Origin of the sequence: Nocardioides endophyticus, from assembly GCF_039543845.1 — a bacterium.
Taxonomy (GTDB): Bacteria; Actinomycetota; Actinomycetes; order Propionibacteriales; family Nocardioidaceae; genus Nocardioides; species Nocardioides endophyticus.
Genome location: NZ_BAABKN010000009.1, coordinates 429643 through 443517, shown reverse-complemented (window position 1 = coordinate 443517; position 13875 = coordinate 429643). Strand labels below are relative to the sequence as shown.

Below are 13875 nucleotides of genomic sequence, written 5' to 3'. Positions count from 1 at the left end.
CCTCAGGCGAGCCCGGCGGCGGCCGCGGCAGCAGCGACGTCCGCGTCGATCACCGTGTCCACGATCGGGCGCCCGCTCTCGGCGAGACCCTCCAGCGCGGTGGCGATGTCCTTGAGGCCGTGGCCGGTGACGGTGACGGCGACCGTGCTGCCGCGGTACGACGTGCCCCCGGCGAGCTCCTGCAACATCCCGGCGATGCCGGCCGCCGAAGCCGGCTCGACGAAGACACCATCTCGAGAGGCGAGCTCACGCTGCGCCGCCAGGATCTGGTCGTCGGTCACCGAGGCGAAGGCGCCACCGGACTCGTCGCGCGCCGCCTCGGCGAGCTTCCACGAGGCAGGGTTGCCGATCCGGATCGCCGTCGCGCGCGTCTCGGGGTCGGGGAAGGGCTCACCCGTGACCAGCGGCGCCGCGCCCTCGGCCTGGAAGCCGCGGATGACGGGCTTCTTGGTGGCCATCCCGGCGTCGGCGTACTGCGTGTAGCCGAGCCAGTACGCCGAGACGTTGCCCGCGTTGCCGACCGGCAGCAGGTGGTAGTCGGGGGCGTCGCCGAGGAAGTCGACGATCTCGAAGGCCGCGGTCTTCTGCCCCTCGAGGCGCACCGGGTTGACCGAGTTGACCAGCGCGACCGGGTAGTCCCAGGCCAGGCCCTTGGCCAGCCCCAGGCAGTCGTCGAAGTTGCCGCGCACCATCACGACCTGGGCGCCGTGCAGCAGCGCCTGCGCCATCTTGCCGGCGGCGATCTTGCCCTCCGGCACGAGCACGAGCGGCTTGAGCCCGGCCTTCGCGGCGTACGCCGCCATCGATGCGGAGGTGTTGCCCGTCGACGCACAGACCACGGCCCGCGCGCCCTCGTGCTTCGCGACCGAGATCGCGGCCGTCATGCCGCGGTCCTTGAACGACCCCGTGGGGTTGCTGCCCTCGACCTTCAGCCAGACCTCGGCCCCGGCGAGGCCGGACAGCCACTCCGAGAAGACGAGCGGCGTGCCGCCCTCACGCAGGGTCACGGCGGGGGTGCCCTCCGGGATGTCCAGCAGCGAGCGGTACTCCTCGATGACGCCGCGCCACTGGTGGGTCCGTGCCATCTTCTCGGTGGTCACTCCGCTACTCCTTCGACGCGCATCACCGAGGTGACCTCGCGGACGGTGTCCATGCCGCGCAGCGTCTCCACGGTCGCGGCGAGCTGGGCGTCGGTCGACTCGTGCGAGACGACGACGAGCTGGGCGTCGGCGTCACGGCCCTCCTGGCGGACGGTCTGGATCGACACGCCGTGCTCCGAGAAGGCGGTCGCGACGGCGGCGAGCACACCGGCGCGGTCGTCGACATCGATCGCCACGTGGTAACGGGTGAGGGTCTCCCCCATCGGCAGCACCGCGTGGTCGGCGTACGCCGACTCGCCGGGTCCGCGGGTCTCCGCCCGCCGGTTGCGGGCGACTGTCACCAGGTCACCGAGCACGGCGGACGCGGTCGGCGCGCCACCCGCGCCGGGACCGTAGAACATCAGCTGGCCGGCGGCGTCGGACTCGACGAAGACCGCGTTGTAGGCCTCGCGCACGGAGGCCAGCGGGTGCGACCTCGGGATCATGGCCGGGTGCACGCGGACGGCGACGGCGCTCTGGCCGTCGTCGGTCTCGCGCAGCTCGCAGATGGCGAGCAGCTTGACGACGCTGGCCATCTCCCGGGCCGAGGCGACGTCGGCCGCGGTGACCTCCGCGATGCCCTCGCGGTGCACGTCGGCGGCGGTCACCCTGGTGTGGAACGCGAGCGAGGCCAGGATCGCGGCCTTGGCCGCAGCGTCGAAGCCCTCGACGTCAGCGGTCGGGTCGGCCTCGGCGTACCCGAGCTCCTGGGCTTCCTCCAGCGCCTCGGCGAAGCCGGCTCCGGAGGTGTCCATCTTGTCGAGGATGAAGTTGGTGGTGCCGTTGACGATGCCGAGCACCCGGGTGACCCGGTCACCGGCGAGCGACTCACGCAGCGGGCGCAGGATCGGGATCGCGCCGGCGACGGCGGCCTCGTAGTAGAGGTCGCGGCCGGCCTTCTCGGCGGCCTCGAAGAGCGTCGGTCCGTCCTCGGCGAGCAGCGCCTTGTTGGCGGTGACGACCGACTTGCCGTTCTCGAGCGCCGAGAGGATCAGGGTCCGGGCCGGCTCGATGCCGCCGATCACCTCGACGACCAGGTCGACGTCGTCGCGTGCGACGAGCGCGTTGGCGTCGGTCGTCAGCAGCCCGTCGGGCACCTCGATGTCGCGCGGCGCGTCCAGCCGGCGTACGGCGACGCCGACCAACTCGACCTCCGCGCCCACCCGGGCCGCGAGGTCGCCGGCCTGCTCACCGAGCAGTCGCACCACCTGAGAGCCCACCGAGCCGCAGCCCAGCACGGCCACCTTGAGTGGCTTGTCACCCTCCGTCATCGCACATCACCCATGTCTGTCGCCAAAAGATCGTCCTCAGTCTCGCGGCGTACGACGACGCGCGCGACCCCGTCCCGTACCGCGACCACTGGCGGGCGCAGCGCGTGGTTGTAGTTGGAGGCCATCGACCGACAGTAGGCACCCGTGCCGGGGACCGCGAGCAGGTCGCCGGGGCGCACGTCGCCGGGGAGGAACTCGTCCTTCACCAGGATGTCGCCGGCCTCGCAGTGCTTGCCGACCACGCGGGCCAGCACCGGCACCGCCTCGGAGGCGCGCGACGCGACCGTGCAGGAGTAGTCGGCGTCGTACAGCGCCGTGCGGATGTTGTCGCTCATCCCGCCGTCGACCGAGACATATGTGCGGACGGCGCCGCCGTCGAGGTGGACCTGCTTGACCGTGCCGACCGTGTAGACGGTGCACATCGCGGGCCCGACGATCGCGCGGCCGGGCTCGATCGACAGGCGCGGCTCGGGGATGCCCAGAGCGCGACACTCGTGCTCGACGATCTTGGTCATCTCGGTCGCGAGCTGCGCGGGGTCCGCCGGGTCGTCCTGCGTCGTGTACGCGATGCCGAAGCCGCCGCCGAGGTCCATCTCCGGCAGCGTCACGCCGAGCTCCTCGCTGATCCGCGCCTGCAGGGCCAGCACCCGGCGGGCTGCGACCTCGAACCCGGAGGAGTCGAAGATCTGGCTGCCGATGTGGGAGTGCAGCCCGAGAAGCTCGATGCCCGGGGCGGCGAGCACCCGGCGTGCGGCGTCGAGGGCGTCACCGCTGGTGATCGAGAAGCCGAACTTCTGGTCCTCGTGGGCGGTCGCGATGTACTCGTGCGTGTGCGCCTCGACGCCGGCGGTCACGCGGATCATGACCTTCGCGGTCATGCCGGGCTCTGCGGTCAGCGACTCGAGGCGCTCGATCTCGTCGAGGGAGTCGACGACGATCCGGCCCACGCCAGCGGCGACCGCGCGGCGCAGGTCCGCGGTCGACTTGTTGTTGCCGTGGTAGCCGATCCGGGCCGGGTCGAAACCAGCCCGCAGCGCCACCGTCAGCTCGCTGTTGGAGCAGACGTCGAGGCACAGCCCCTCCTCGGCCACCCACGTAGCGACGGCGATGCAGAGGAAGGCCTTGCCGGCGTAGAAGACGTCGTACGACGAGAACGCGTCGCGGAACGCGCGCGCCCGGGAGCGGAAGTCCTCCTCGTCGAGGACGTACGCCGGGGTGTTGACGTTGGCGACCAGCTCGGGGATCGCCAGGCCGCCGACGTGCAGCTCGCCGTCGACCTTGTGGGCGGTCTGCGACCACAGGTGCGGGACCAGGGCGTTGGGGTCGGCGGGCGGCGTCAGCCAGGCAGGGCCGCGCATTGCTCCGGGCGCGTGCGCCCAGCCGGCTTCGTGGGACATGCCGTCACATCCGCTCGGGCGCCGAGACGCCGAGCAGCCCCAGACCGTTGGCGAGCACCGTGCGGGCGGCGGCGACCAGGACCAGGCGCGCCTCGTTGACGGGGGCGACCGGCTCGTCGCCCTGCGGGAGCATCCGGCACTCGCGGGTGTCGTACCACCGGTTGAAGATCGCGGTCGTGTCCTCGAGGTAGCGGGCTACCCGGTGCGGCTCACGCAGCTCAGCGGCACTGGCGACGACGCGCGGGAACTCCGCGAGCGCCCGCAGCAGGGTCCCCTCCTTCTCATGGGAGAGCAGCGACGGGTCGAAATCGTCGGGCAGCGACATGCCCAGGTCAGCGGCGTTGGCCATCATCCGGCAGGTGCGGGCGTGGCCGTACTGCACGTAGTAGACCGGGTTGTCGTTGGACTGGCTCGCCCAGAGATCGAGGTCGAGGTCGATGTTGGAGTCCGAGCTGTAGCGCGTCAGCGCGTAGCGCGCCGCGTCGACACCGATCGCCTCGACCAGGTCGTCGATGGTGACGACCGTGCCGGCCCGCTTGGACATCCGCAGCGGGGCGCCGTCGCGGAGCAGATTGACCATCTGGCCGATCAGGATCTCGAGGTTCTTGCCGGGCTCGTCGCCGAAGGCCGCGCACATCGCGTTCATCCGCGCGACGTAGCCGTGGTGGTCGGCGCCGAGCATGATCAGGCAGCGGTCGAAGCCGCGCTCGCGCTTGTCGAGGTAATAGGCGAGGTCGCCGGAGATGTAGGCGCCGTTGCCGTCCGACTTGATGATCACCCGGTCCTTGTCGTCACCGAACTTCTCGGTGCGCAGCCACAGGGCGCCGTCCTGCTCGTAGGTGTTGCCCATCTCGGTGAGCCGGGCGATGGCCCGGTCGACGGCACCGCTCTTGTGCAGGTTGTTCTCGTGGAAGTAGACGTCGAAGTCGACCCCGAAGTCGTGGAGGCTCTGCTTGATCTCCTCGAACATCATCTCGACGCCCGTCGCGCGGAAGACCTCCTGCGCGTCGGCGTCGGGGAGGTCCTTGACCTCGGGGGTGCGCGCCACGACGGCCGCCGCGATCTCGTGGATGTAGGCGCCGCCGTACCCGTCCTCGGGAGCGGGCTCGCCCTTGGCGCTGGCCAGCAGCGACCGGCTGAACCGGTCGATCTGGGCGCCGTGGTCGTTGAAGTAGTACTCCCTGGTGACCTTGGCGCCGGTCATCTCGAAGATCCGGCCGAGGGCGTCGCCGACGGCTGCCCACCGCACGCCGCCGATATGGATCGGGCCGGTCGGGTTGGCCGAGACGAACTCGAGGTTGATCTTCTCGCCGGCGAACGCGTCGTTGCCGCCGTACGACGCGCCCGCCTCGACGATCTGCGCCGCGACGATGCCCTGGGCACCGGCCGCGACCGTGATGTTGAGGAATCCCGGACCCGCGATGTCGATCCCCGCGATCCCGTCGACCTGCGCCAGGCGCGCCTGGACGAGCTCGGCAAGCGCGCGGGGGTTCGTCCCCTTGCCATTGATCAAGCTCCGTTTGGCCAGCTGCAGCGCGATGTTGGTGGCGTAGTCGCCGTGCCCCTTCTGTCGCGGTCGCTCCACCGTCACGTTCGTGGGGACGCCGTCCGGCAGGGTGATCGCACCCTCGGTGGACAGCGTCGTCAGGACGTCGACGATCGCGGTGGAGAGCTGCTCGGGAGTCACCCGGCAAGGGTATCGGCGCACGCTCCCCCGCCTCGCATCGATATCGGCTGTGGGACGCCCCTGCCGCCACCCGTGCCGCCACCCGTGCCGCCACCCGTGCCGTCAGTTGGGCCGATTGCACGTCGATCGCGGCGCGGTTGTAGGGTTCTGCGCAGCCACCACGACGCTATCGATGGGTACGTCATCGATGGGTACGTCGCGGCAGCATGCCTCCGTAGCTCAGGGGATAGAGCACCGGTTTCCGGTACCGGGTGCCGCAGGTTCGAATCCTGCCGGGGGCACACCAGTTGTGACTTGGCAATGGGGTCCACGTGGACCCCATTGTCAAGTGCTTCGTCGGTCAGCCCCAGATACGGCGGGCGTAGTCGATGAAGTTGCGGCCCATGACCTTCTCGATCCGGCTCCACGAGTGGCCGCGCTGCTCGAGCAGCGCGATCAGGCGGTGGAACTGGTCGGCGCCGCTCAGGTCGAGGACGAACGGCAGGGTGTCGGCCCGCTCCCCCGCGGCGCCGACCCCGGCCGCCTGTCGCTTCGCGACGTGGTCGGCCAGGGTGAGCCGGTAGGCGTCGAGGTCGTCGATCCCCGTGACGGTCCCGTCGGTGCCGATGCCCACGGCGTCCTCTCCGCAGACGTCGATCGCGTGCTCGATGTGGGCGACGACGTCGGCTGCGGTGGCGTGCCCGCTCGGGTTGAGGAACGGCATGAAGTAGATGCCGACGAAGCCGCCGCTGTCCGCGACCAGCCGCAGCTCGGCGTCGGTCTTGTTGCGCGGGAGGTCGGCCAGCGCCCGGCAGCCGGTGTGGTTGATCGAGATCGGCGCCTGCGACGTCCGGATCGCGTCGAGGCAGGTCCGCTCGCCGCTGTGCGAGAGGTCCACCATCACCCGGGCGTCGTTGAGAGCCGCGACGACGTCGCGACCGGTCGCGGACAGGCCACGATTGTCCGGGGCCATCGACCCGTCGCCGAGGTGGTTGGCCTGGTTGTAGGTCAGCTGGATCACCCGTACGCCGAGGCGCTGGAACTCTGCCACCCGATCGGCCACGCGACCGGGGTCGTCACCGACGGCGACCGCGTTCTGGAACCCGTAGATGATCCCGATCCTGCGGTCGGCGCGAGCCCGGTCGATGTCGGCCGCCGTCAGGATCTTGACCAGGTCGGTCGGATGCTCCGCCACCAGCCGGTCCCAGGTCTCGATCTCCCGCAGCGTGTGCGCGTAGGGCTCCATCTCGCCCATCGTGTAGCCGAGGGTGACGTTGAGCGCCGTGAGCCCGGACGCGTGCGCGTCGGACAGGGTCCGCTCGTCGATGGTGAGCTGGTCGCTGCTCGGGTTGAGCTGGGTGGCGGCCGCCAGCGAGTGCTCCGAGTTCGGGTTGTCGAGGATCCCGAGCGCGTTGACGATCGTCAGGTCGTGCCTGCTCATCGCTGCTCCAGATTCTCGGGCCCGACGAAGTCGCCGCGCTGGTGGCGGACGCCGCGCTTGACGGTGCACCAGACGCTGGCGAGGTTGCGCAGGTCTGCGACCGGGTCCCGGTCCAGGACCACGAAGCTGGCGAGCTTGCCGGGCTCGAGCGTGCCCAGGTCGTCCTCGGCGCCGGCGGCGCGGGCACCGATCTGGGTGGCGGAGCGCAGCACGTCGGCGGCCGGCATCCCGCACCGCTCGTGGAGGAAGTAGAGCTCCCGGTGCAGCGCCGGGAACGGGTCGTCCGCGGCCGTCACGTAGTCGCTGCCCGCGGAGATCGGCACCCCAGCGGCGAAGGCGCGCGCCGTCAGCGCCGCGGAGAGCTCCGCGTTGCCCTGGGCGCGCGCGACGCCAGCGGCATCGGCTCCGTCGAGCACCTCGCCGCTCTCCCACATGCTCCCGGTCGCGTCGAGGATCGTGCCCCGCTCGAGCATCGCCTCCAGCACCTCGCCGATTCGGGGGTCGTCCGGGTCGATCGTGGCCGGGTCGATCGGCGTCTTGCTCTTGTACGTCGGCGCCGCCTCCGCCTGGGTCTGGGTCTGGGTCTGCCAGGCGAGCATCGTCACGTGCGACACCACGTCCACGCCCGCGCGGACGACGTCTATCGGCAGCGCGGGGAAGACAGAGAGGTGCGCCCACGCCGGCACTCCCTGCCGGTGCGCCTCGGCGGTGACGGCGGCGACCAGCTCGGGCGACAGGTCGGCGTAGATCTTGAGCGCGCTGGCGTGCGTCCCGCGGGCCAGGGCGGTGGCGATGACGAGGTCGGTCTCGTCGGTGATCGCCTGCATCCAGGGCACCGTCCCCGGCGTCTCGCCCTGGGAGACCTGCCAGGTGCGCGGGTCGTCGAAGAAGCTCGGGCCGGCCACCAGGGCGGCGTAGTGGATGTCCGGCCCCGGGATCTCACCCACCAGGCAGGCGCGGGTGAGATCGGCGATCTGCCGCAGGTCGTCCGCCATGTCGCGGATCGCCGTGACGCCGCCGTACACCATGCGGCGCAGCCAGGCCTCGGCCTGGACCCGGTCCGGCGGGGTGGCCAGGTGCTGGTGTGAGTCGATGAGGCCAGGAATCACGAACCGCTCGACGAGTTCGACGACCTCGGCACCGTCGGGAACGACGAGCTGGTCGGTCGCGACCACCTGCGTGAGCCGATCGTCGTCGACGACGAGGGACCTGCCGCCGACAGGCGCGGCACCGGTCCCGTCGAAGATCGTCGCGTCCCGGTAGACGACGATGCCCATCCCACTCCCCTCTTGTCGTTCCGCCGTGCCGTTGCTGCCGTGCCGTTGCTGCCGTGCCGGTCGCCCTGGTCGCGATGCTCGACGAGGACGGCCGCCGACGGCTTCGCCCTGACGCTGGTCGGGCTGGAGCCGGACTTCGACACCGACCGGCTCCCCGCCCTGCGCGACGCACTGCAACGGGCGACCACGGATCGTCGGCGCCGCCTCGGTCGTGCATCGGATCGCCGTCGGACGTCGAGCACGACGAACGGCGGAGTCTTCTTCAGCACCGCTTGGTCTTCTTCAGCACCGCTTGATCGTGGCGTCCTTGCGCGCATCGTCTCCGTAGCGGCGGGCCTGGTCGACGAACGGCAGGACCACACTGGCGCCACCCATGGTGCCGATGCTGCCCTGGACCACGCAGCTGGTGACCTTGCCCGGGTTGACCTGGGCCATCGCCTGGCCGAGGCGATAGAGCTCGACCGGCGACAGGTTGGTGCGCATGTGCTGGATGACGCTGAAGACGCCGCGCTCGATGAAGCCCGGCTTGTCCGCCTTCGCGCTCACCGTGGACTGGATGCCGCGCAGCACACGCTGCTGGTTGGCGGACCGGTCGAAGTCGCCGCGGATGAGGTCGTGACGGATGCGGGCGAAGGCGAGCGCGTCGTACCCACCGAGGTGGATGCGCCCCTTCTTGAAGCCCTTGGGCTTGATGAAGTCGTCGGCGAACGCGATCGGGTTCTTGACGTCGATGCCGCCGATGTCGCCGATCATGTCCTCGAAGAACTCGAAGCGGCTGACGAACACGTAGTCGGGCTGGATGCCGACCAGGTTGCCGACCGCCTGCCCGAGGGCCTGCGGGCCACCGAAGTAGAGCGCGGCGTTGATCTTGTTGGAGCCGTGGCCGGGGATCGGCACCCACGAGTCGCGCGGGATGCCGATCGCGGTCGCCGCGCCGGTCTTGGTGTTCATGCCGACGAGCTGCAGCGCGTCGCCGCGGGTGTGCGTCATGTCCTGACCGGGGCGCGCGTCGGAGCCGACCGCGAGGATCCAGACCACGTCGGGGCTGACGTCGACCGTCTCGGCCCGGTTGACCTTGACCAGCTCGACCTCGGTGCTCTTCACCGCCGAGTCGGGCACCAGCAGGGCCGCGATCGCCAGGACGGCGCCCACCGCCAGGATGCGGATGAATCGCCTCTTCATCGGGCCACCTTCGTGACGTCGTACCCGAAGACCTGCCATCCCTGCTTGCCCTTCGTGAGGTAGAGCCGGCCGGCAACCCGGACGTCCTTGACCGTGTCGCCCGTGGTCGCGAACCGGAGTACGACGCGCGCGGTCACCCCTACCGGCCTCTTCCGAACGCTGAGGACGTCGAGCTTCAGCTGCCGCTTCTGCGGCTCGACCCCGTCGATCGACGCCCCGATGTCACGGTTGCTCATCAGGTCGCCGTCCCGCTCGGCCTTGGCCTGGGCCGGGGCGGTGAACCCCGGCCAGGAGCCGGCGAAGTCGGTGCGTGGGTAGTCACCCGAGAGGTACGCCGCGTCGATCCAGCCGTCGACGACCTGCTGGACCTCGCCGACCAACTGCGCGCGTCGTGCCTGCGGCAGCTTGCCGGCCAGCTGGCCGACCGATGCCGCGGTGACCACCTCCGCCGGCGCCGCGGACGCGCTCGACGTCGCGTCCGCCTTCCGGGGCCCGCCGTCGCTGCCGTCACTGCATCCACCGGCCGCGAGGCCGACGACGACCAGCGCCGCCATCACCCAGGACCCGTTTCTGGTCCGTTCTCTCATAACTCCGAAACTCCCCCTCGCCGGTGCCGATCAGAGGGAAGTCTGCAAGACGAGGTTGTGGCCCTTGGCACACCACGCCGCAAACCGCCCGGGTGGTCGGGCATTTGCTGGCGCGGGGGTCTAGCCTTGACGACTGACACTCCCCCCGTGCACGATCCCGGAAGAGGCGAATCAAGCCGTGCCGCAGTCCCCAGGCCAGTCAGAGCTCCCGTCCGCCGACTTCGGTGCCAACGAGTGGCTCGTCGAGGAAATGTTCGACCAGTACCAGCGCGACCCCGGGAGCGTCGACGCGACGTGGGCGACGTACTTCAAGACGAACGGGCACGCCAACGGCGGCAACGGTACGGCGAGCCCGTCGTCGAGTACGGCGTCCGCCACGGCGACGAAGCCGGCCCCGGCGCCGGCGCCGGCGCCGGCGCCGGCTTCCCAGGAGCACGCGCCCGATCCCACCCCGACCCCGGCCCCGGTCGCGAAGCCGCGCCCGGAGACCAAGGCCGCGGAGCCGGCCAAGGGCACGACCAACCCGGTCCCCAAGGAGTCCCGCCCGGCCGCGCCTGCGCCGGCCAAGGACGAGCCGACCTACACCGTGCTGCGCGGCGCCCCCGCCCGCACCGTCCAGAACATGGACGCGTCGCTCGAGGTGCCGGTCGCGACCTCAGTGCGCTCCGTCCCGGTCAAGCTGCTCTGGGACAACCGCACCGTCATCAACAACCACCTCGCCCGCGCCCGCGGCGGCAAGGTCTCCTTCACCCACCTGATCGGCTTCGCGCTGATCAAGGCGCTGCGCTCGATGCCGGAGATGAACGTCGGCTTCGAGGTGGTCGACGGCAAGCCCAACCTGATCACCCCGGCGCACATCAACCTCGGCCTCGCGATCGACGTCCCGAAGAAGGACGGCTCGCGCACCCTGCTGGTCCCCAGCATCAAGGCCGCCGAGGCGATGGACTTCGCGGCGTTCTGGACGGCGTACGAGGAGATCGTCCGCAAGGCGCGCGACGCCAAGCTGACCATCGAGGACTTCCAGGGCACCACGATCTCGCTGACCAACCCCGGCGGCATCGGCACCACCCACTCGGTCCCCCGCCTGATGAAGGGCCAGGGCGCGATCATCGGCGTCGGCGCGATGGAGTACCCCGCCGAGTGGCAGGGCGCCTCGGCCGACGCGATCGCCCGCAACGGAATCAGCAAGGTCATGACCCTGACCTCGACGTACGACCACCGCGTCATCCAGGGCGCGCAGTCGGGTGAGTTCCTCAAGCGGGTGCACCAGCTCCTGCTCGGCGGCGACGACTTCTACGACGAGATCTTCCGCTCGCTGCGCATCCCCTACGAGCCGATCCGCTGGAACGCCGACATCTCGACGTCCCACGACGACGAGATCAGCAAGCAGGCCCGGATCCTCGAGCTGATCCACGCCTACCGGGTGCGCGGCCACATGATGGCCGACACCGACCCGCTCGAGTACCGCCAGCGCAGCCACCCCGACCTCGAGGTGGAGTCGCACGGGCTGACCCTGTGGGACCTCGACCGCGAGTTCGCGACCGGCTCCTTCGGCGGCGAGGGTCGCCGGTTCATGAAGCTGCGCGCGATCCTCGGCATCCTGCGCGACTCGTACTGCCGCACGACCGGCATCGAGTACATGCACATCATGGACCCCGAGCAGCGCCGCTGGATCCAGGAGCGGGTCGAGCAGCCGCACGTGAAGCCGCCCCGTGAGGAGCAGCTGCGGATCCTGCTGAAGCTCAACCAGGCCGAGGCGTTCGAGACCTTCCTGCAGACCAAGTTCGTCGGTCAGAAGCGGTTCTCCCTGGAGGGTGGCGAGACCACGGTCCCGGTCCTCGACGAGATCTGCGAGGCCGCCGCCGAGGCCGACCTCGACGAGGTCGCGATCGGCATGGCCCACCGCGGCCGGCTGAACGTGCTGGCCAACATCGTCGGCAAGAAGTACAGCCAGATCTTCCGCGAGTTCGAGGGCAACATCGACCCGCGCACCGTCCAGGGCTCTGGCGATGTGAAGTACCACCTCGGCGCCGAGGGCGAGTTCGTCGCCGGGTCGGGCGCCGAGATCAAGGTCTCGGTCGCCGCGAACCCCTCGCACCTCGAGGCCGTCGACCCCGTGCTCGAGGGCATCGCCCGCGCCAAGCAGGACGTCCTCGACCGCGGCGCGGCGTACCCCGTCCTCCCGCTGCTCGTCCACGGCGACGCTGCGTTCGCTGGTCAGGGCGTGGTCGCGGAGACGCTCAACCTCTCCCAGCTGCGCGGCTACCGCACCGGCGGCACGATCCACCTGGTCGTCAACAACCAGGTCGGCTTCACCACCTCCCCCGGCTCGTCGCGCTCCTCGCTCTACTGCACCGACGTCGCCCGGATGGTGCAGGCGCCGATCTTCCACGTGAACGGCGACGACCCTGAGGCGTGCATCCGGGTCGCGCGGCTGGCCTTCGAGTACCGCCAGGCGTTCAACAAGGACGTCGTCATCGACCTGGTCTGCTACCGCCGTCGCGGTCACAACGAGGGCGACGATCCGTCGTACACCCAGCCGCTGATGTACGACCTGATCGAGCAGAAGCGCTCGGTCCGCAAGCTCTACACGGAGTCCCTCATCGGTCGTGGCGACATCACGATCGAGGAGGCCGAGCAGGTCCTGCGCGACTACCAGCAGCAGCTGGAGCGGGTCTTCACCGAGGTCCGCGAGGCGAGCACCCAACCGTCCGAGTGGACGACGGTCCCGGACTACCCGGACAAGCCGGCCGGCGAGACCCGGACGGCCGTGTCCAACGAGGTCATGAAGCGGATCGCGGACGCCTACGTCACCCCACCGGAGGGCTTCACCGTCCACCCGAAGGTGATGCCGCAGCTCCAGCGCCGCTCGGCCGCGATCGCCGACGGCCCGATCGACTGGGGCACCGGCGAGATCCTCGCGCTCGGCTCGCTGCTGATGGAGGGCCGCCCGGTCCGCCTGGCCGGCCAGGACTCCCGCCGCGGCACGTTCGTCTCGCGCTTCGCGACGATCATCGACCGTCGCAACGCCGACGAGTGGACGCCGCTGTCCAACCTCACCGAGGACCAGGCGAAGTTCTACGTCTACGACTCGCTGCTCTCGGAGTACGCCGCCCTCGGGTTCGAGTACGGCTACTCCGTCGCCCGCCCCGAGGCGCTGGTGCTGTGGGAGGCGCAGTTCGGTGACTTCGTCAACGGCGCGCAGACCGTCATCGACGAGTTCATCAGCGCCGGCGAGAGCAAGTGGAACCAGCAGTCGGGCGTCGTGCTGCTGCTCCCCCACGGCTACGAGGGCCAGGGTGCCGACCACTCGTCGGCGCGGATCGAGCGGTTCCTGACGATGGCCGCCGACGAGGCGTTCGTCGTCGCTCAGCCGAGCACGCCCGCGTCGTACTTCCACCTGCTTCGGCGGCACTCGCTCGGCGAGGAGCACAAGCCGATGATCGTCTTCACGCCGAAGTCGATGCTGAAGCGCAAGGAGGCCGCATCGCAGCCGAGTGACTTCACCGAGGGCACTTTCAAGCCGTTCATCAGCGACACCGCCGCCGACGCCGAGCAGGTCGACACGCTGCTGCTCTGCTCGGGCCGCGTCACCTGGGACCTGATGGTGGAGCGCGCCAAGCGCGAGGACGGCCACCGTTTCGCGATCGCGCGGATCGAGCAGCTCTACCCGCGCCCCGAGGCCGAGATCCGCGAGGAGATCGCGCGCTACCCGCACCTGAAGGCCGTGCGCTGGGTGCAGGACGAGCCGCAGAACATGGGCCCGTGGCCGCACTACCAGCTCAACGTGTGGCCGCACGTCGACGCCCAGGTCGAGGTCGTCTCCCGCCCGGAGTCGTCCTCTCCCGCCGTCGGCACGGTCAAGCGGCACACGGAGGAGCAGAAGGACCTCGTGGCGCGGGCGTTCAGCTGAGC

The 13875-nt window shown here is 70.4% G+C and carries 9 protein-coding genes and 1 tRNA gene; 2 read left to right on the top strand and 8 right to left on the bottom strand.

The features are described from left to right. Positions 1-2 precede the first annotated feature (2 nt). The 4 genes from thrC to argS are packed head-to-tail and all read right to left on the bottom strand — an operon-like array spanning position 3 to position 5494. Positions 3-1085 carry a threonine synthase gene (gene thrC, locus ABEA33_RS08185; protein WP_345526303.1) on the bottom strand — a complete coding sequence of 361 codons (1083 nt, stop codon included), beginning with the start codon at positions 1083-1085 and terminating at the stop codon, positions 3-5. Positions 1086-1096: 11 nt separating this feature from the next. Then, the gene (locus ABEA33_RS08180) at positions 1097-2410 is read right to left on the bottom strand and encodes a homoserine dehydrogenase (RefSeq protein WP_345526250.1); all 1314 of its coding nucleotides are present in this window, start codon (positions 2408-2410) and stop codon (positions 1097-1099) included. After that, entirely contained in the window at positions 2407-3807 is a 1401-nt protein-coding gene (lysA, locus tag ABEA33_RS08175; RefSeq protein WP_345526249.1) for a diaminopimelate decarboxylase, read from the bottom strand. The genes ABEA33_RS08180 and lysA overlap by 4 nt, the downstream gene beginning before the upstream one ends. 4 nt (positions 3808-3811) lie before the next feature. Further along, the gene (gene argS, locus ABEA33_RS08170; RefSeq protein ID WP_345526248.1) at positions 3812-5494 is read right to left on the bottom strand and encodes an arginine--tRNA ligase; all 1683 of its coding nucleotides are present in this window, start codon (positions 5492-5494) and stop codon (positions 3812-3814) included. Between the two features lie 208 nt (positions 5495-5702). On the opposite strand from argS, the gene ABEA33_RS08165 reads away from it, so the two are divergent. Next, positions 5703-5775: transfer RNA gene (locus ABEA33_RS08165), tRNA-Arg, on the top strand. Between the two features lie 59 nt (positions 5776-5834). Here the strand turns inward: ABEA33_RS08165 and ABEA33_RS08160 are convergent. From ABEA33_RS08160 to ABEA33_RS08145, 4 genes are all read right to left on the bottom strand, one after another. After that, positions 5835-6914, bottom strand: a complete 1080-nt coding sequence (locus ABEA33_RS08160) for a dipeptidase (protein WP_345526247.1) — start codon at positions 6912-6914, stop codon at positions 5835-5837. After that, positions 6911-8191, bottom strand: coding sequence for an amidohydrolase family protein (locus ABEA33_RS08155; protein WP_345526246.1), 1281 nt, complete (start codon positions 8189-8191; stop codon positions 6911-6913). The genes ABEA33_RS08160 and ABEA33_RS08155 overlap by 4 nt, the downstream gene beginning before the upstream one ends. A 282-nt stretch (positions 8192-8473) precedes the next feature. Then, positions 8474-9373: an LCP family protein gene (locus tag ABEA33_RS08150; RefSeq protein WP_345526245.1), complete on the bottom strand. Its 900-nt coding sequence runs from the start codon at positions 9371-9373 to the stop codon at positions 8474-8476. Further along, the gene (locus ABEA33_RS08145; protein ID WP_345526244.1) at positions 9370-9960 is read right to left on the bottom strand and encodes a hypothetical protein; all 591 of its coding nucleotides are present in this window, start codon (positions 9958-9960) and stop codon (positions 9370-9372) included. The genes ABEA33_RS08150 and ABEA33_RS08145 overlap by 4 nt, the downstream gene beginning before the upstream one ends. A 178-nt stretch (positions 9961-10138) precedes the next feature. Here ABEA33_RS08145 and ABEA33_RS08140 point away from each other — a divergent pair, with 178 nt between their 5' ends. Further along, positions 10139-13873 carry a multifunctional oxoglutarate decarboxylase/oxoglutarate dehydrogenase thiamine pyrophosphate-binding subunit/dihydrolipoyllysine-residue succinyltransferase subunit gene (locus ABEA33_RS08140; protein ID WP_345526243.1) on the top strand — a complete coding sequence of 1245 codons (3735 nt, stop codon included), beginning with the start codon at positions 10139-10141 and terminating at the stop codon, positions 13871-13873. The last annotated feature ends 2 nt before the right edge of the window (positions 13874-13875 follow it).